The 16,222-nt window shown below is 57.6% G+C and carries 16 protein-coding genes; 9 read left to right on the top strand and 7 right to left on the bottom strand.

From position 1 onward, the window contains the following. Positions 1-109: 109 nt before the first annotated feature. The 7 genes from ACVWZJ_RS10515 to ACVWZJ_RS10485 all read right to left on the bottom strand — a co-directional run bounded on the left by ACVWZJ_RS10515 (position 110) and on the right by ACVWZJ_RS10485 (position 8,233). Positions 110-2,200: an AMIN domain-containing protein gene (locus ACVWZJ_RS10515; protein WP_011432138.1), complete on the bottom strand. Its 2,091-nt coding sequence runs from the start codon at positions 2,198-2,200 to the stop codon at positions 110-112. Positions 2,201-2,462: 262 nt separating this feature from the next. Continuing rightward, entirely contained in the window at positions 2,463-3,164 is a 702-nt protein-coding gene (locus ACVWZJ_RS10510; protein WP_011432139.1) for a hypothetical protein, read from the bottom strand. Continuing rightward, a complete protein-coding gene (locus ACVWZJ_RS10505) occupies positions 3,164-3,871 on the bottom strand; it encodes a PilN domain-containing protein (RefSeq protein ID WP_011432140.1) in 708 nt (235 codons plus the stop codon). The genes ACVWZJ_RS10510 and ACVWZJ_RS10505 overlap by 1 nt, the downstream gene beginning before the upstream one ends. Positions 3,872-3,931: 60 nt before the next feature. Continuing rightward, positions 3,932-5,089: a type IV pilus biogenesis protein PilM gene (gene pilM, locus ACVWZJ_RS10500; RefSeq protein WP_238376866.1), complete on the bottom strand. Its 1,158-nt coding sequence runs from the start codon at positions 5,087-5,089 to the stop codon at positions 3,932-3,934. A 180-nt stretch (positions 5,090-5,269) separates the two neighbouring features. After that, entirely contained in the window at positions 5,270-6,895 is a 1,626-nt protein-coding gene (gene kaiC / locus ACVWZJ_RS10495; RefSeq protein ID WP_011432142.1) for a circadian clock protein KaiC, read from the bottom strand. A 28-nt stretch (positions 6,896-6,923) separates the two neighbouring features. Continuing rightward, positions 6,924-7,226, bottom strand: a complete 303-nt coding sequence (kaiB, locus tag ACVWZJ_RS10490; protein WP_011430723.1) for a circadian clock protein KaiB — start codon at positions 7,224-7,226, stop codon at positions 6,924-6,926. A 2-nt stretch (positions 7,227-7,228) separates the two neighbouring features. Next, positions 7,229-8,233, bottom strand: a complete 1,005-nt coding sequence (locus ACVWZJ_RS10485; RefSeq protein ID WP_011432143.1) for a circadian clock protein KaiA — start codon at positions 8,231-8,233, stop codon at positions 7,229-7,231. A 121-nt stretch (positions 8,234-8,354) separates the two neighbouring features. Between ACVWZJ_RS10485 and ACVWZJ_RS10480 the strand changes: the two genes are divergently transcribed. From ACVWZJ_RS10480 to rlmD, 9 genes are all read left to right on the top strand, one after another. Further along, the gene (locus ACVWZJ_RS10480; protein ID WP_011432144.1) at positions 8,355-9,290 is read left to right on the top strand and encodes a nucleoside hydrolase; all 936 of its coding nucleotides are present in this window, start codon (positions 8,355-8,357) and stop codon (positions 9,288-9,290) included. A 78-nt stretch (positions 9,291-9,368) separates the two neighbouring features. Then, complete coding sequence (pgsA, locus tag ACVWZJ_RS10475; protein ID WP_414329287.1) at positions 9,369-9,887, top strand: CDP-diacylglycerol--glycerol-3-phosphate 3-phosphatidyltransferase; 519 nt, start codon at positions 9,369-9,371, stop codon at positions 9,885-9,887. Beyond that, positions 9,862-10,410 carry a crossover junction endodeoxyribonuclease RuvC gene (ruvC, locus tag ACVWZJ_RS10470; RefSeq protein ID WP_457394499.1) on the top strand — a complete coding sequence of 183 codons (549 nt, stop codon included), beginning with the start codon at positions 9,862-9,864 and terminating at the stop codon, positions 10,408-10,410. Before pgsA ends, ruvC begins: the two co-directional genes overlap by 26 nt. Before the next feature lie 95 nt (positions 10,411-10,505). After that, positions 10,506-11,159: an LON peptidase substrate-binding domain-containing protein gene (locus ACVWZJ_RS10465; protein WP_457395990.1), complete on the top strand. Its 654-nt coding sequence runs from the start codon at positions 10,506-10,508 to the stop codon at positions 11,157-11,159. A 66-nt stretch (positions 11,160-11,225) separates the two neighbouring features. Beyond that, on the top strand, positions 11,226-12,044 hold the full coding sequence (locus tag ACVWZJ_RS10460; RefSeq protein ID WP_457395989.1) for an alpha/beta hydrolase-fold protein: 819 nt from the start codon (positions 11,226-11,228) through the stop codon (positions 12,042-12,044). 36 nt (positions 12,045-12,080) lie between these two features. After that, the gene (locus tag ACVWZJ_RS10455) at positions 12,081-13,139 is read left to right on the top strand and encodes an ATP-grasp domain-containing protein (protein ID WP_414418888.1); all 1,059 of its coding nucleotides are present in this window, start codon (positions 12,081-12,083) and stop codon (positions 13,137-13,139) included. A gap of 68 nt (positions 13,140-13,207) precedes the next feature. Further along, a complete protein-coding gene (locus ACVWZJ_RS10450; RefSeq protein WP_457395988.1) occupies positions 13,208-13,396 on the top strand; it encodes a DDE transposase family protein in 189 nt (62 codons plus the stop codon). Further along, positions 13,381-14,568 carry a GNAT family N-acetyltransferase gene (locus tag ACVWZJ_RS10445; protein ID WP_457395987.1) on the top strand — a complete coding sequence of 396 codons (1,188 nt, stop codon included), beginning with the start codon at positions 13,381-13,383 and terminating at the stop codon, positions 14,566-14,568. Before ACVWZJ_RS10450 ends, ACVWZJ_RS10445 begins: the two co-directional genes overlap by 16 nt. 151 nt (positions 14,569-14,719) lie before the next feature. Further along, positions 14,720-16,114, top strand: a complete 1,395-nt coding sequence (rlmD, locus tag ACVWZJ_RS10440; protein WP_457395986.1) for a 23S rRNA (uracil(1939)-C(5))-methyltransferase RlmD — start codon at positions 14,720-14,722, stop codon at positions 16,112-16,114. The last annotated feature ends 108 nt before the right edge of the window (positions 16,115-16,222 follow it).

Here is a 16,222-nt window from a genome sequence, read left to right as displayed (position 1 = left end):
GAGGGGTGTGGGGAGCTATGGGTCCTGCGCTGTGCCTATAGTATCAGTGTTAGGAGGATGTCACGAAACTTGGCAGTTCGGCATAACCCTATTTTACGGATTGGGAATTTTACGGATTGGGAGGAAGACCAAAAGCAACATTATCATCCATAATGTAGGGCGTTAGCATGAAGACCACCTCATTGCGCTCGTTATTCACACTCTGAGAGCGGAACAAAGCACCCAAAAGAGGCAAGTCGCCTAGGAAAGGCACTTTTTGAACGTCAACGATGTCCCTGTCTTGAATGAGGCCAGCAATAATAAAGGTTTGCCCATCTCTTAACCTGAGCTGAGATGCTTGTAGCTGCCTCCTGTCAATATTGAAAAGTAGAATGCCTGCAAAGTCTCCGCCTCCCAATATTTGACTGGGTACAGGAATAGAAATTTCCGGCTGAATGGTCAGGGTAACAAACCCATTGTCATCTATTCTAACTTCTGAGACGTCAAGGATAACCCCAGCATCCTCTCGCTGCAAACGCTGAGTAACAACTGGAGGCTGGTTTTCGCCCTGGGGTATGGTGATGGTTTCAACGTTAACGGGCACGCTGGTTGCAATGCTAATTCGACTGGATCCGCCATCTGCCACCACAACTTTGGGGTCAGTTAGAATTTTTCCAGTTCCATTTTGTATTGCAGACTGCACTCTTAGAGCCAAAGACTGCTGCAGCCGGTTGAGAGTGTTAAATATTCCCGTGATGGATCCTGATGGGCCTGCAGGGCCGATAGAGCTTACCGAGGATCCCGCAGGTTGATTGAGCGGTCGTCCACCAAAGTTGGCGTCTCCCAAGGTTCCAAGGGCAAAGTTGCCAGATGCCCCTCCCAAGTTAACTGATAAGCTTTCGTTTTTGTCCAAGCGAATATCAACTGCTCTCAGGGAAATCAAAACCTGTCGCCGACGCACATCCAATTGGGCAATCTGAGCAGCCGCGATGTCCTGCTGCCGCGAGTTGCCGATCACCGTAATGGAGTTGGTGCGCTCGTCCACAACGAATTGGGCACCGGGAGCAACGGCGTTCAAAACTTCTTCCAGCCGACTGGCCAAATCGGTGGCGACTGCCTGATTCACGCGGTAATTGCGCACCAGGATCCCAGTCACCCCTGGCAGGTTTTGTCCAACAAATACGGTTTGGCCCCTTCGCTGGGCTTGCAACTGTTTTAGCCGCAAGATAAAGTTGAATGTCTCCTGTAAGGGCGAGTCTTGCACATCCAGAGAGATGGTTAGATCGGGTGGGACGTCGTTGAGCACCACATTCAACCCTGCTCGCCGCACCAACAAGCTCAGCACATCGCCCACAGGAGCATCTTTCAAGGTCAAGCTAATCCTGGCATTGGATCCGAGATCCACTGTAGGTGGATCAGGCAGGATTGTGCCAACGGCAATATCGCCAGCAGGAGGAGCCACAGCTCTCCCCTGAAAAGGAGATTCGGTGGGCAAACTTCCCGGCGGCAATTGAGGTTGGTTGAGCTGGCCCACAGGGGGGACCTGAGAAATCACGGGTGCAGCAGGAACAGCAGGTGCAGGAGGAGCCGCTTGAGTTGTCTGCGGAGGGGCAGGGTTTTGAGCGACCGGTTGGGAGGCAGGGGCAGGAGCTGCGGGCTGAGGAGCAGGAGCCACGGGCTGAGGTCGGTTTAGTGACGCCGGTTGGCCGGGCGCTACTGGGTTGGACGAGGGTTGAGGGGGAACCGCCGCTAGGGGGGCCGGTGGAGCAGAGGGTAGGCCCTCAAAGTCGAAGACCAACTGCGTCGGGCTGCGCCGAGCCAGCAAGCCTTGGGGAGCTGCGGCCACACCGGCTATTTCTATCCGCACGCTGTCGTTGCTCAACTGCCAGGCCTCAATGAAGCGCACCCCTGGCAGGGGAGACTCTTGGCGATAGCGGCCCTGGCTTCCGCTCAATTGAGCATTGGTGATGTCCCCGATCCAAGATTGTCCCTGCTGGGTAAAGAACACCTGTGGGCGAGCGCCCCCTTCGGTGTTGATCTCCAACTGCATGCGGTTGCCGTTGGGCACCAGGCGGATATCTGTGATGCGGCTGAGGCGTTGCGGGTTTGCGGAGGTCAACTGTTGAGCGGCTGCCTCATTGACCCGGCTTTCTAAGGCCAATGGGGGCAGGGACAGGATCAAGCCCAACGCACACCCATAAGCAACTCGACGGTTCATCATCCTCACACCTCACTCCTTCACCCAGTCGTATTCTTGCTTCACCTCGCCACGGGTGCCTTTGGCCTCGTTCACCCCGTGCTTCCCTGATCAAAGCCGAAATCTCGGACTTTGCCACTACCTGTAGCCGTTTCGGAAGAAATTTTTCCCAGATCTTCGATTCGGCAACACTATCCGTGCTGAACCGGCGGTTGTTCCCGTCTTCTGAAAACCAAAGGGGATCCCGCACTGGCAGGATCCCCCCCTGAGTCAAGGCATGGCTGGGCTACTGACCAGGTGCCGTTTGCCCTTCAGGTGGAGGAGCAGTGCCCAACGGAACGTCTTTGTTGTAGATGTAGGCAATCAAATCAAAAGCAGCGTCCAGTTCCCCTGTGTCTTGAACAGGATTTAAGCTGATGTTGCTCACCCGGAACAGCGTGCGCAGACGTTCTATATCTCCCATCAGATTGATCAGCTCCGTATAGGGGCCACGCAGAGCGACACGGGTGGTCTGCACTTGGATGGCGGGAGCGATGATCCCAGGCACTTCCGGATTGGCCGAAGACGCTGGAGTCAGTGGAGAAGGGCTAAAGCTGCGCAGCTCGCTGTTGGGCTGCCCCTGCACCAGCCGGTTGAGATCCAGCAGTTGTGTGTCGGCATTCTCGGGGGTGGAGAGCAGGGCACTGATCTGTTCCCGCTCCACGCGAGCTCTCTCGACCTGATTGGGCACATCTTGCAAACTGGCAATCTGGCTCTTTATGTCCTGCAACTGGGTGGTTTTGTTGGCTACCTCCCTTTCCAAAGCCTGTACCTCCTCGATCAAGGGGCGAAGTTGGGTGAAGGCCAGAAACCCCGCCGCGGCTAACCCTGTGATCCCGATTAAAAGACCAATTCGAATGGGGGTCAGCTCCACGCCCAGCAGTACCGGCGGCCCTGCCGGGGGAACCACCAGTTGTTCGTCGGGAAAACCTTCAACCGATCCAGTCATCAGTTCGCCTCCACTCGACGCAAAATGCGGATCTTTTCAACCAAGCCTATCGCTCCCCGCTGCTCCAGCTCGCGGGTAAATTCTGGGTCAGGATCCCCCAGGGTACGGATGGTTACGGTTATGCCGTAGGTAACGCTGGGCTCGGTTACGTCTGTGCCGTCCACCCGGGAGCTGCTGTTCAGGACGGCGCTGGTAACAAAGTTGGAATCCAGCAGGGTGAGCAAAAAGTCGTTCACCAGGGGAAAGTCCAGCGCCCCTCCTTGGATATTGACAGTATCCCCGGAAGCGCTGATGTTGGTTATCCATACCCCCTGGCCGGGGATCTTGCGCCGCAGCTCTTCCAAGATGGCCGACCAAGGCTGGACGGATCTCAGAAAGGAGCGGAACCCTTCCGTTTGGGCGCGAATGGTTTGCAGCTCTTGATTGGCATTCTGCAGCTGGGACAACTCAGCATTGGCTGTGCTGAGCTCACTGTCAAGGCGAGCCCGCTCCGCCCTCAAGGTTTCTCTCTGGCGGGAAAAGCTGTCTTGGAAATACCAAAAAGCTCCCATCGCTACAGCAGCAACAGCAACCCCCAGGCCAATGGCCGGGATCCAATTCTGGGATCCCTCTGCAGCCTCAGCTGCGACTACTGGTCCCCCACCTGTTCGAGCTGTGGTGAGGACATCCGGCCTTTCTTTGAGGAAATTGATCTCCGGTGTGTACATCTCTTTAACCGCCTTGTGCGCTATTCCATCGGTTGGGCGAGCTTGCGCTGCCTGCTGCCGCTACTTGGTGTCTTCCCGTAACGCCAACCCCAGGGCCACTCCCATTGCTGGGCGTTCCTCCAGGGGCAGTTCCACTGAATCCGGCACGACAATGTTGCCAAAGGGATCCGCCAACTCCACCGCCACGCTCAACGACTGAGATAAGAAGCCGTCGATTTGGCCGATGCTTGCCCCAGTTCCGGCCAGCAGTACTTTCACCACAGGCGAGCTGCTTTCTGTGCTCGTAAAGAAGTCGATGGAGCGCTTCAGTTCATCCGCCAAATCGGAGACAACGCGCGTTACTGCTGCTACACCGGGATTGCTGGGCGCTGGCTGTTCTCCCGTGGCCAAAATATCGGTGGGGTTGATCAAGGGTAACCTCAGAGTTCGCAACAGGTCGCCGGTGCGGCTAAGCGGCAGATTCAGGGATTGGGCCAGCACCTGCCGCATGTGGATGGTGCCGATGTTGACGGTGCGGGTAAATTGCGGGATCCCGTTCACCAAAATGCTGATCTCGCTGCTGTCGTAGCCGATGGAGCTGAGCAACACGGCCTCTTGGGGGCCGTACTGGATTAGCTGATCGCGGATGGTGCGAATGAGGGAGAAGCTGGCCAGCTCCACACAGCGCACCTGCAAATTGGCTGCCTGCAGCACCTCCAGGTAGTTGTCCACCACCTCTTTGGGGATGGCCACCAGCAAGACTTCGATGCGCTCAATGCCATCCTGGGAAAGATCGAGACCCAAGGGCTGGTAGTCGACATCCGCCTGATCCCGCGGATAGGGAATGTAAAGTTCGGCCTCCTGCTCCAAAACCACCCGGCGCAGCTCATCGGCGGGTAGGTCGGCAGGCAGGCGAATGAGACGAACGATGGCCTCCCTTACGGGCACTGCTGTGGCTGCCGGCAGGTTGGTGGGTACCTTGTTTTCATTGAGCAAATTCATCAGGATCAAGCCAACTGTGCTCGGATCGAGGATGCGTCCTTCGACCATCGCCCCTTCTGGCATGTCCACGCTGTGGTAGTGGGCCAGACGATAGCGACCATTGCCCTGCTTTTTCAGTTGGGCAACGGCGATGCGCTCGGGGTTGATGTCCACCCCAAGCATGGTTCGGGTTTTGGAGCCACCGAAAAAGCTAAACACACCGGGAAACCCCGCCCTTTGCGCTACTGCTAGAGGCATACTACCCAATTTGTAGGTGGGTTACCACTGTTCGCCATTGGCCGCGGGGAAATCCTTGTCTGGGCCGATCCCTCCCTGCCAGCCGCAAGTGCAGGGCTTGCGCGGTGTTGAGCGGTGTTGGAAATTCGCTTGACTCAACGGGTCTGTTGCCGCGCCCACTCACGGAACTGTTGTAACCGCTCACAACCCTTCTTCCTCGAGGGCCTGGACGTTTTGCACAATCCGGGAGAGCTCGTTTTTCTCATCCACATTGATGCGGGTCGGGGATCCGCTGATGATGCGCTCGTAGCCCCGGAAGGAATCGCGGATTTGGATGCCTGCGTTGGAGATCAGGTACTCGCGGATCCCTTTGTCGTGCCAGGATCCCCGCATTTTGAAGACGTTGAGGGCGCGGGCCATTTCTCCGCGGATCTCCACGTATTGCAGCAGGATAATCGTGTCGGTGATGGTGGAAATATGGGATTCGGTGATGGAATGGGATCCCATGAATTGGTCGGTGGTGTTGGTGAAAAAGCCGGTGATCTCCTCCTGCTTGGCCAGGCCAGTTACCCCGATTACAAACTGGCGGAAGGCATTTTGGCTCACTCCCCGCGCCAGGGCTGACAGGGAGTCGATGGCCATGCGGGAGGGCTTGAAGGCCATCATCTCGGTTTTGATCTTCTGCAGGTGGTCTTCCAGGCCGGCAGATTCTGGGTAGGCGCAGATGATCTTGAGGAGGCCCTGCCGCTCGAACTCTTCCAGGTCAATGCCCCAGGAGGAGGCGTTGCGGGACAGCTGCGCCCGCGACTCTTCGTAGGCAAAGAGAATGCAGCGTTCCCCATCCAGGCAGCCCCGCTCCAGGAATTTGCTCACCAGCGAGGTTTTGCCCGTGCCGGTGGCGCCGGTGGCCAAAATAATCGAGTCCTTGAAGAAACCGCCGCCGCACATTTCGTCCAGCTTCTCGATGCCGGAGGAGACCCGCACGTTGGAGGAGCGCTGCGTCAGCTGCATGGCTCCCAAGGGGAAGATGTTGATCCCGTCGTTGGTGATGGTGAAGGGATATTCCCCCTTCATGTGGGTGGTGCCCCGCAGCTTCAAGATCTCAATGGTGCGCCGCCGTTTCTCTCCCTCCAGGATGTTGCGCAGGATCACCACGTTGTCGGAGACGAATTCTTCCACACCGTAGCGGGCGATGGGACCGTACTCGTCGGTGCGCTCTGTGGTCATGACGGTGGTGACATTGGCCTGCTTGAGGCGGGCCGTCAGGCGGAACAGCTCCCGCCGCACCACACCGGCAGGGTCGTATTGCTGAAAGATGGCCGTCACCGAGTCGATGGAGACCCGCTTGGCTTTGTATTTGCGAATGGCGTACTGGATGCGCTCGATGAGGGCCGACAAATCAAAGTTGCCGCTCACCTCATAGCCTTCGGGATCGGGGGAGGCATCCAGGATAAACAGTTGGCCCCTGTCGATGAGGGCCTGCAGATCCCAGCCAAAGCTGGAGGCATTGCGAATGATATCGGCGGGGGTTTCCTCGAAGGTGACGAAGATCCCCGGCTCTTGATACTTCACGATGCCGTTGTAAAGGAACTGCATGGCAAACAGGGTTTTGCCGGTGCCGGAGGTGCCGCTGACCAAGGTGGTGCGTCCCAGGGGTAGCCCACCGTGACTGATGTCTTCAAAGCCCTCGATGCCCGTCTGTTTTTTGGGGATCCCTCGCAGCTCTGAGAGATCCGCCCGGTGGTTGTCTGGGGTTGGTTCGGTGGAGTCCTCTGCGGTGTTATCTTGTGGCTTTTCTGGCTCAGAAGGCCCCAATGACTGGTTCATCCCACTCTCCTTGCTCCTGCAGCCTGTCTCAAGCCTCTTCGTCCAATTCTTCGTAGAGCAGATCCAGGCCGATGAGCACTTTCTCGCGGTTGGACAGATCGCCAATAATCTTCCGCACCGGTGGCGGCAGGATTTTGGCCAAGGTCGGCGTTGCCAAGATCTTATCTTCCTCTGCCAGTTGCGGATTTTTCAAGACATCGATCACCTTCAGGCTGTACACGCCGCGGAACTCCTTTTCCAAGATGTCTTGCAAGGTGCTGAGGGCACGCAGAGAATTGGGGGTGTTGCCCGCCACGTAGAGCTTGAGAACATAGGCTTTGCGAGTGGACATAATCAGGGATCCCTTGGGGCAGGTTTGGGAATGGAGCGGCGGTACATTTCGCTCAGGTGGGCCATCACATCGATCAGGGTAAGGCGGTAATCCAGCAGGATCTCTTCGCTGCGGCCTTCCAGCTTCAATTGTTTGGCAAAGTCTTCCATCAAGTTCATGTGCAGCTCCAGCAGTTGAGCAGCGCCGATATCGGCAAAAAAGGCCAAGGCCACCAGCTCGTCGATGCGGGCATTGACGGTCTCGGGAGATTGAAAATAGTCCAAGACGATTGCCTGGTAAAGGTTACGCAGCCGTCGCATGAGGGCTTGCTGCTCGTGGGGCGGGAGGCGACGGTAAAACAGCTCTGGGTCACGATGATAGTACACTCCGGCGTAGCCCAGCCGTTCCCGCAATTTCTCCGCCAGCCGCCGTTGTTGTTGGTTGCTGTAGGCCAGGTAGGGCTGATCGCTGGGATGCACTGGGCCCTGCGGGAGGCCGCAAGTGGGAGACATCTGCAGAAACAAGGCGATGGCCCGATCCACCAGCAGCTCCAAGACGGAAGGGGATCCCGAAGCGGTACAGTCGGCCCGCACCTGCCCCTTCAGCTCCTGTGGCGAAATGGGACGGACGAGGGTGGCGTTGTGGTAGAAAAACTGCTCTCGCTTGAGCAATGCTTTCACCAAAGATGAGGTGGCAGGGATCTCTCCTTCCGTCTCCGGTGTTTCCTTTTGCAGGTGGGATTCTTCCAGCACAATCGCCAACACCGTCGGCAGCAGCAGTCCCCACGCGCAGAGCTGATTGCCCAGATCGTGCAGCTCTTGCAGCCGAGTGGGATCCACCAGGAGCACCAAGCAATCGACATGGCCGTCTTGTTTTCTGAGAGCCTCTAGGAAGGTAGCTTGATCCTGAAAACACTCGACAACAAAGCGTTCAGGGGGTAGCCAGTCCTCGCAAGCTAGGGGCTCTCCTGCTGGCGGCTCCCAATCCAGCAACAGGTTGATGCGCAGTGGATGGGTGTCAGGCAACAAGACAAAGGATGAAGATATATTTCCTATCTTAAATCTGACCGGGATCCGCGCTCACCGGCCAGAGGAAAAGAGCGGGAGAAAAACCTAAACTAGGGGTGAGTGAGCTGCTGCCGAGATCCCTATGGTGCCCCTGATCATCGACTGTGACCCTGGCCAAGACGATGCGGTGGCTCTGCTGCTGGCTATGGCGTCGCCAGAAGAGCTGCAATTGCTGGGCATTACCACGGTGGCCGGCAATGTCTCCTTGGACAAAACCAGCCGCAATGCTCGACAGATCTGTGAATTGGCCGGTCAGCCGCAGATGGGGGTGTATGCCGGCTGCCCTCGACCTCTCTTGCGCCCTCTGGAAACCGCCGAGCAGGTGCATGGCAAAACCGGGATCGACGGAGCGGATCTGCCGGAGCCCCAGATGCCTTTGGGATCCCAGCATGCGGTGGAGTATCTGATTGAAACCCTGATGGCTGCCCCTGAGCCGGTTACCTTGGCTTTGCTGGGCCCGATGACCAACTTGGCAGTGGCCCTGGTGCAGCAGCCTCGGATTGTGGAGCGCATCCAGCGGCTGGTGTTTATGGGGGGATCCGCCTTTGAGGGGAATGTTACCCCGGCAGCCGAGTTCAACATCCTCACCGATCCCCACGCCGCCCAGATCGTGCTCAGCGCCGGGATCCCGGAGGTGGTGATGCTGGGCTTGCACGTCACCCAACAGGTCCTCAGCACGCCGGAGCGGATTGAGCGCATCCGCGCCCTGGGCACCCGCGTTGGGCAGACGGTGGCCAATATGCTCACCTTTTACGGTAAGGTCGACGTAGAACGCTACGGGCTACCGGGAGGGCCATTGCACGACCCTTGTGTGATTGCCTATCTGTTACAGCCGCAGTTGTTCGAGCTCAAGCCCTGCTACGTCGAGGTGGAAACGGCTAGCCCCTTGAACCTGGGCCGGACGGTGGTGGATCGCTGGGGATCCAGTGGTCGCCTCGCCAATGTTCAGGTGGCTTTTGGGGTGGATGCCCAGGGGTTTTACCACCTGCTCACCGAGCGCCTGGGCCGTTACCGATAATTCTGATAGTTCTGATCCTTGAGGCCAGATCCGAAGGTGGAGAATCCCAGCGCCGTCCAACGTGCCAAGCTGGAGTGGGTGAACCTGCCCACCGCCGTCACCCTGCTGCGGCTGGCAGGGATCCCTTTTGTTTTGCTGGGCCTGAGCCTGCGATCCCCACTGGGGGAGAGGTTGGCCCTCTGGGCGTTCCTGTTGGCGGCGGCAACCGATTGGCTGGATGGCCATTTGGCCCGCCGTTATGGCTTGGTAACCGATATGGGCAAGTTTTTGGATCCTCTGGTGGATAAGCTGCTGGTGTTGGCGCCGCTGCTGGGCCTGCTGGAACTGGGGCGGATCCCCGCTTGGGGCGTGTTTTTGCTGGTGGGGCGGGAGCTGGCCATCGCCGGCTGGCGGGTCAACCAAAGCCAAATCCGCGGTGCCAATTTCTGGGGCAAAGCCAAGACGGTAACCCAAATCCTGGCCATTGCTTTGCTGATTTTGGGGTGGCCGGGAGGGATCCCTTGTTTTTGGGTGGCGGTGGTTCTCACCCTGATCTCGGGCCTGACCTACCTGCACACCGATCATCCCCATCATGCGCAGTCACCCGGCAGGCCATAGCCCTTGTCAGATCCCCCCGCCCCTCGCCGACAGAGGAGACACCCCACCTGAGCAGCGCATCCTCGGCCTAGATCCAGGTCTGGGAACCATGGGGTTTGGTTGCATTCTGGCGGGATCTGCGGGGTTGAAACCTGTGGATTATGGGGTGATCAGCACCCCCAGCCAACACTCGATGCCGGAGCGGCTGCAAACGCTGCACGAGGATTTGAGCCAGTTGCTGCGCCAACTGCGCCCGCATCAGGTGGGGCTGGAAAAACTTTTTTTCTACAAAATGGGCAATACCATTGCCATCGCCCAAGCCCGTGGCGTGATCCTGCTCACCTTGGCCCAGCATCATCTGTTGCCGGTGGAGTTTACGCCCGCCCAAGTCAAGCAAAGTTTGACAGGCTACGGACGCGCCGACAAGCAGGCTGTACAAGCTGCCGTGGCCCGGGAACTCAACCTGCCCAGCTTGCCCCGCCCGGATGATGCCGCCGATGCCTTGGCGATTGCCATCACAGTCTGGCACCACCGCTTCTCTTGAGGGATCCCCTCCCTGTCAATCCCCTACCTTTAGCAGAGATAAAGATTGGCCAATAAAGATGGGCTAGACTCAGTACAGCGAGAAGCACAAGCCCTATGCCTTCTTCTTCCGTGGATGTTCGCGAGCTACCGCTGTTTCCCTTGCCGGAGGTGGTGCTGTTTCCGGGCCGACCTCTGCCGCTGCACATTTTCGAGTACCGCTACCGCATGATGATCAACACCATTCTGGAGACGGATCGCCGCTTTGGGGTGCTGATGTTCAATCCCCAGACGGGATCCCCAGTGCGGGTGGGCTGTTGTGCTGAGGTGTTGCAGGTGCAGCGATTGCCGGATGACCGCATAGACATTTTGACCTTGGGGCAGCAGCGCTTCCGCGTCTTGGATTACGTGCGGGAAAAACCCTTCCGGGTGGGGCTGGTGGAATGGATTGAGGATGAGCCGACCACCCCTTCCGATGACCTGCAGAGCTGGGTGCGCCAGGTTACCACTCTCCTTCAAGATGTGGTGCGTCTCTCGGGCAAGCTAATGGAGCGGGATGCACAGTTGCCGGAGCAGCTCCCCACCACCCCCATAGAACTGTCCTACTGGGTGGCCAGCCACTTCCATGGGGCCCCCCAAGAGCAGCAAGCTCTGCTGGAAATGGTCAGTACCGAAAGGCGGCTGCGCCGGGAAGCCGAAATTCTCGAGTCCACCCGCAAGCACTTGGCCGCCCGCACGGCCCTCAAGGATCTGTTCACGGAAATTTCCTGAGGTTCCTGTCAGTTGGTCAGGTCTGCTCCCATCTGTTCTGGTGGCTCTTGTGGACCTTTCCAGAGAGTGCCCTTTGCCTTTCTCGACCAGGCAGAGCAGAATGCTTCCCCCGGAAAGGTTGGGTATTTCTTGAGGATCCCTTCCCCGTTTTTCATGGCCTACGCTCGCCGCTACTTGCGCTTTCCCTCTCAGATCCTGGGCCGGGAAATGGAGATGCTCCACTTTGGGCATCACGGCTACCCGCTGATCTGTCTGCCCACCAGCAACGGGCGTTTTTTTGACGTGGAAGATCGCGGCATCATCGCCAGCCTCAGCCATCATCTGGAGCAGGGCTATTTGCAGGCTTTTTGCGTGGAAACCCTGGATTGGGAGACTTTGTTCAACCGCCAGCTGGACTTGCCCCAACGTCGGGATCGTTGGCTGTTGTTGGAGCGGCACTGGGTAGAAGAGCTGATCCCCTACGCCAAGGCCGAGGCGCAAAATGAGTTTCTGGTGGTGGCTGGGTTTTCCCTGGGGGCTACCCATGCTGTCAACCTCACCTGTCGGCATCCCGGCCTAGTGCGCCGTTGTTTGGCTCTGGGGGGGCCCTACGATGTGGCCGCTCTCGGCTCTGTCACCGGCTGGGATCCCCAACGGGCAGAGCAGGAGCTGTATTTCATCAACCCGCTGGCCTATATGTCCAACATGAGCCGGCAACTCTGGGATCAGTTGGGCGGGCGCAACACCGAGCTGAAGTTGCTCACCGCTCGCCACGACCACTGCCTCAGCGACAACCTGCGCCTGGCAGAAGTGCTCAGCCGCAACGACATCCCCCATCAACTGGAGGTATGGGAGGGGGATCACGACTGGCCCACTTGGCAAGCGCAAATCCGCGCCTTCGCGTAGGATCCCTTGCAGGGAATAGCTTTTGAGAGAGCTTTGATGATTGAAGACTATTGGGTTGGCAGCCTGCACTTCAGCGAGCCTTTTGGGGACGATACTCTGGCCCGCCTCAACGCACTTCCCCCTATTCAAGCTCGCAACGGCCAAACTTACAAGATCCGGGCCGAACATGTCACCATTCACGAGGTGAACCTGGATTACCGCACCAAGTATCGCCTGATCCTGGATCGTTTCAGCTACCTTTACCCCCAAGCCATCGGCCTGTTCATGGGCTTTGCCTTTCGGGGGGTTTACCTCATCAACAACCCCTTTAGCTTTTATTACTACCTGCGCAACAAAGATGCTGCCTACATGGTGGTCAAAGAGCTGGGGATCTCCATCCCCAAAACTTACATTCTGCCCCCTAAAGAAGCCCCCGCATTGAAAGCAGAGGACTTTAAGTATCACAAGTTTTTCGATTGGCAGGGGATGGCGGAAGATCTGGGCTGGCCAATTGTGATTAAGCCGGCGGAGGGGCGAGAGGCCATTGGAGTAGAAATAGCCCACAACATGGAGCAGCTCCTCTATTTTTACGACCGCTCTGGATCTCAGGTGATGATGATCCAAGAGAAGGTCAAAACCCCTTACCCTTGGCAGATTCGCGCCCTCTGCATTGGCCGAAAGATCATTCCGATCAAGTATATCTTTCGCAAGTTCGATGCCAGCGAATATCTGTTTGATCCAGAATTTCTCACGCCGGAAATGGGCCAGAAAGTCATCAATACCTGTCGGATTATCAATCGAGTTTTGGGCTATGAAATGAACTCGGTGGAGCTATTCATCGACGAGCAGGGAGAGCTGCAGGCCATCGACTTTAACAATCCGGTGCCCGATGGGCGGCTCAAGGCTTTGGGAGAGATCTTCTACAACGATTACCAGCAGGCCCTTTGCGATTTGGTCTTGGACATCGTGCGGGAACAGCGTCCTTTCGACTTCCTGCCCCCAGATATCAACCGCTTTGCCCACATTGCCCGACGGGCCGATCTCACCCGCGAGCAGAAGTTTCAGATGGCTTTGGAATTGGCCAACCGTTACTACGAGCCCAGGGATCCCGATTAAAATCAAACCAGAACCCACAAGTGTGGTTTTCCGCTGGGGAAGTTGTGGACGGGCAAAGGAGCAGCAGCGTGGTTTCCGACCCCGCTTCAGGGTGGTCCATAATCAAGCAGGCGCAGGGATCCTGCCAGGTGCTGCATTTGGCGGCGGGGGATCCCCTCTTGAGTCGACAAGAGCATTGGGGGCCTTTTCCCAGCCAAGCTGAGGCGATTGGGCGGCGGGTTGGTCTGATCCAGGCAGGCAAATGTCAACCGGCTTGAAATGGCGCTGGTGCCACGATATTCGCGAGATCCCAGCAGGGGCCTGGCACGCCTTGCAAACGGAGCGCACCTCTCCTTTTTTGGAATACGAATGGTTGCACAGCCTAGAGAGCTCAGGTTGTGCCAGCCGCAGGACAGGGTGGCTGCCCTGTCACTTGTTGGTGGAGGCGGACGGCCAGTTGGTTGCTGCTGCCCCCTTGTATTTGAAAAGCCACAGCCAGGGGGAGTTTGTCTTTGACCAAGAATGGGCTGCAGTTGCCGGCCAATTGGGGGAACGCTACTACCCGAAGTTAATCGGCATGGCCCCCTTCACCCCGGCCACGGGCTATCGCATCCTCGTCCATCCCGAGTATTCGGAAGCAGAGGTGTGGTCGTTGATGCTGGCAGCCATTGACCGGTTTTGCCAAGAGAAGGATATTTCGGTGTTTAGCTTGCTTTATGTAGATCTGGACTGGCGGACTCAATTGGAGTCGGATGGATTTACGCCCCGGATCACCCACAACTACCAGTGGCACAACCCCGGCTACCGCTCTTACGAAGACTTTTTGAGCCAGTTCAATGCCAACCAGCGGCGCAACATCAAGCGAGAGCGGGCTGCAATGGAAAAAAGCGGCCTAGAACTCAAGATTTACACAGGAGAGGAGATCACGCCCCGCCTGTTGTCTCTCATGTACGACTTTTACAGCAACACCTGCGCCCAATTTTGGAACTGGAGCAAATATCTCAATCGCCGCTTTTTCGAGTCTCTCTATCCCGACTATCGGGAGCGAGTTGTGCTGGTGGCCGGGGAACGGAATGCAGAAATTGTGGGGATGTCTTTTTGTATTCGTAAGGGAGATCGCCTGTTCGGGCGCTACTGGGGTTGTCGGGAGGAGGTGAAGTTTTTGCACTTTAACGTTTGCTACTACGAGCCCATTGCCCTCGCCATCCGAGAAGGGATCCGCAACTTTGATCCCGGCGCAGGGGGATCCCATAAGATTCGACGGGGATTTCCGGCCACGCCTGTGTACAGCTACCACCGCTTCTACAGCCGAAGGCTACAACAGGTTTTGGTGCCCTACCTAAACCGGGTTAACCCTCTCATGTTGGCCGAGCTGGAGAACGTGAATCAAAACGAGGTTCCTTTTCGAGAAGATGTTTTGCCTTCTCTATCTGCTTTGACCAAGGAGTGAACCACTTCATTGGATGGGGTTTTCAATCCCGTAAGCAGTTGGCGGCTGACATGCTTTTTGCCTTGCTACAGCTTTTTCCGGCAATGCTGACTCCAGCCAACACGACCTGACCTATGGTTATAGTTATTTCGAATTTCGGCGAAACAGCCTAATGGAACATCCGATCCCTTCCGGCCTTCCTGATCCCGTTAAACCTGGGGATCTCTTGGCGTTGGAGGTCACGGCCCTGACCCCCCAGGGAGATGGCATTGCCCACACGGTAGGACTTGGACAAGGGCGAGTGGTGTTTGTGTCCCAGGCGGTGCCCGGGGATCAGGTGGTGGCCCAAATAACCGAGATCAAGCGCAACTACTTGGTCGGGCGAATTCGGTCGCTGATTTCTCCCTCTCCCCAACGGGTGCGACCAGCCTGCATTGTGGCGGACAAATGTGGTGGCTGCCAATGGCAACATGTCAGCTATGCCCAGCAATTGGCCACCAAGCAGCAAATCCTCAGGGATGCACTGGAGCGGATTGGCGGTCTGACTCTGCCGCAGCCTGTCCCCATTTTGGGATCCCGGCAGCCGCTGCGCTATCGCAACAAGGTCACCTACCCCATGGCCAAACCGGAGGGCCAGCCCTTGCGCATGGGCTACTACCAACGGGGCAGCCACCGCCTGGTGAACCTCAACCAATGCCCCGTGCAAGACGAGCGGCTGGATGTGTTCCTGAGGGAAATCAAGCGGGATCTCCAAGAAACGGGCTGGAGTGTCTACGACGAAAGTCGTCACCAAGGTCATCTCCGCCACTTGGGTTTGCGCATCGGTCGCCGTACCCGCGAGGTGCTCCTGACCTTGGTCAGTTGCAGTCGTCGCCTGCCCCATCTGGAAAGCTGGGCCGAACGCTGGATGCAGCGCTACCCTGACCTGGTGGGGGTCTGTCTCAATCTCAACTCGGCCCGCACCAATGCCATCTTCGGCCCGGAGACTGAGGTGATTGCCGGTCGGGGGTCTTTGCGGGAGGAATTTGCCGGTTTTTCCCTCTGGATCGACAGCACCTCTTTCTTCCAGGTCAACACAGAGCAAGCAGAAGCCTTTTTTACCTGGATAGCCGACCAACTGAACCTGCGGGGAGAGGAAACCATCCTGGATGCCTACTGTGGCATCGGCACCTTAACCTTGCTGCTGGCGCAACGGGCGAAACGGGCGATGGGGGTGGAAGCTTTGCCGGAAGCGGTCGCCCAAGCCCGCTACAATGCCCAGTTCAACGGTATCGCCTCAGCCCAATTTTTCCAGGGCACGGTGGAACAGGTTTTGCCGACCCTGCCCCCTGCCGACATTGTGGTGCTGGATCCGCCGCGGCGCGGCTGCGACCGCCAAGTGCTCGAGACCCTAAAGCTGCGACGACCACCACGCATCGTCTACATTAGCTGTCACCCTGCCACTTTGGCGCGAGACTTGCAGATCCTACTGGCAGAGGGATCCTATCGCCTTACCCAATGGCGGGCGGCTGACTTCTTTCCCCAAACCGGGCATGTGGAGGGGGTGGCCTTTTTGGAGCGAGTTTGAAGAGTACGCACCGCTGACCAAAAGGCGCGGCAAGCCCCGTCCTTCAGGGCAGGGAAGGATAGCGCCGACCGTAGCCGACGCCCTTTAAAAACGCAGTGCCGGCCATGT

The sequence above is a fragment of the Thermostichus sp. OS-CIW-29 genome (genome assembly GCF_054058195.1).
This window is presented reverse-complemented; position numbering and strand designations above follow the sequence as displayed.

Bases quoted from the DNA above. Each gene is read 5' to 3' on its own strand.
- ACVWZJ_RS10515 (WP_011432138.1), bottom strand. From the start codon at position 2,200: ATGATGAACCGTCGAGTTGCTTATGGGTGTGCGTTGGGCTTGATCCTG.
- ACVWZJ_RS10510 (WP_011432139.1), bottom strand. From the start codon at position 3,164: ATGACTGGATCGGTTGAAGGTTTTCCCGACGAACAACTGGTGGTTCCC.
- ACVWZJ_RS10505 (WP_011432140.1), bottom strand. From the start codon at position 3,871: ATGTACACACCGGAGATCAATTTCCTCAAAGAAAGGCCGGATGTCCTC.
- pilM (WP_238376866.1), bottom strand. From the start codon at position 5,089: ATGCCTCTAGCAGTAGCGCAAAGGGCGGGGTTTCCCGGTGTGTTTAGC.
- kaiC (WP_011432142.1), bottom strand. From the start codon at position 6,895: ATGAACCAGTCATTGGGGCCTTCTGAGCCAGAAAAGCCACAAGATAAC.
- kaiB (WP_011430723.1), bottom strand. From the start codon at position 7,226: ATGTCCACTCGCAAAGCCTATGTTCTCAAGCTCTACGTGGCGGGCAAC.
- ACVWZJ_RS10480 (WP_011432144.1), top strand. From the start codon at position 8,355: ATGGTGCCCCTGATCATCGACTGTGACCCTGGCCAAGACGATGCGGTG.
- ruvC (WP_457394499.1), top strand. From the start codon at position 9,862: ATGCGCAGTCACCCGGCAGGCCATAGCCCTTGTCAGATCCCCCCGCCC.
- ACVWZJ_RS10465 (WP_457395990.1), top strand. From the start codon at position 10,506: ATGCCTTCTTCTTCCGTGGATGTTCGCGAGCTACCGCTGTTTCCCTTG.
- ACVWZJ_RS10455 (WP_414418888.1), top strand. From the start codon at position 12,081: ATGATTGAAGACTATTGGGTTGGCAGCCTGCACTTCAGCGAGCCTTTT.
- ACVWZJ_RS10445 (WP_457395987.1), top strand. From the start codon at position 13,381: ATGTCAACCGGCTTGAAATGGCGCTGGTGCCACGATATTCGCGAGATC.
- rlmD (WP_457395986.1), top strand. From the start codon at position 14,720: ATGGAACATCCGATCCCTTCCGGCCTTCCTGATCCCGTTAAACCTGGG.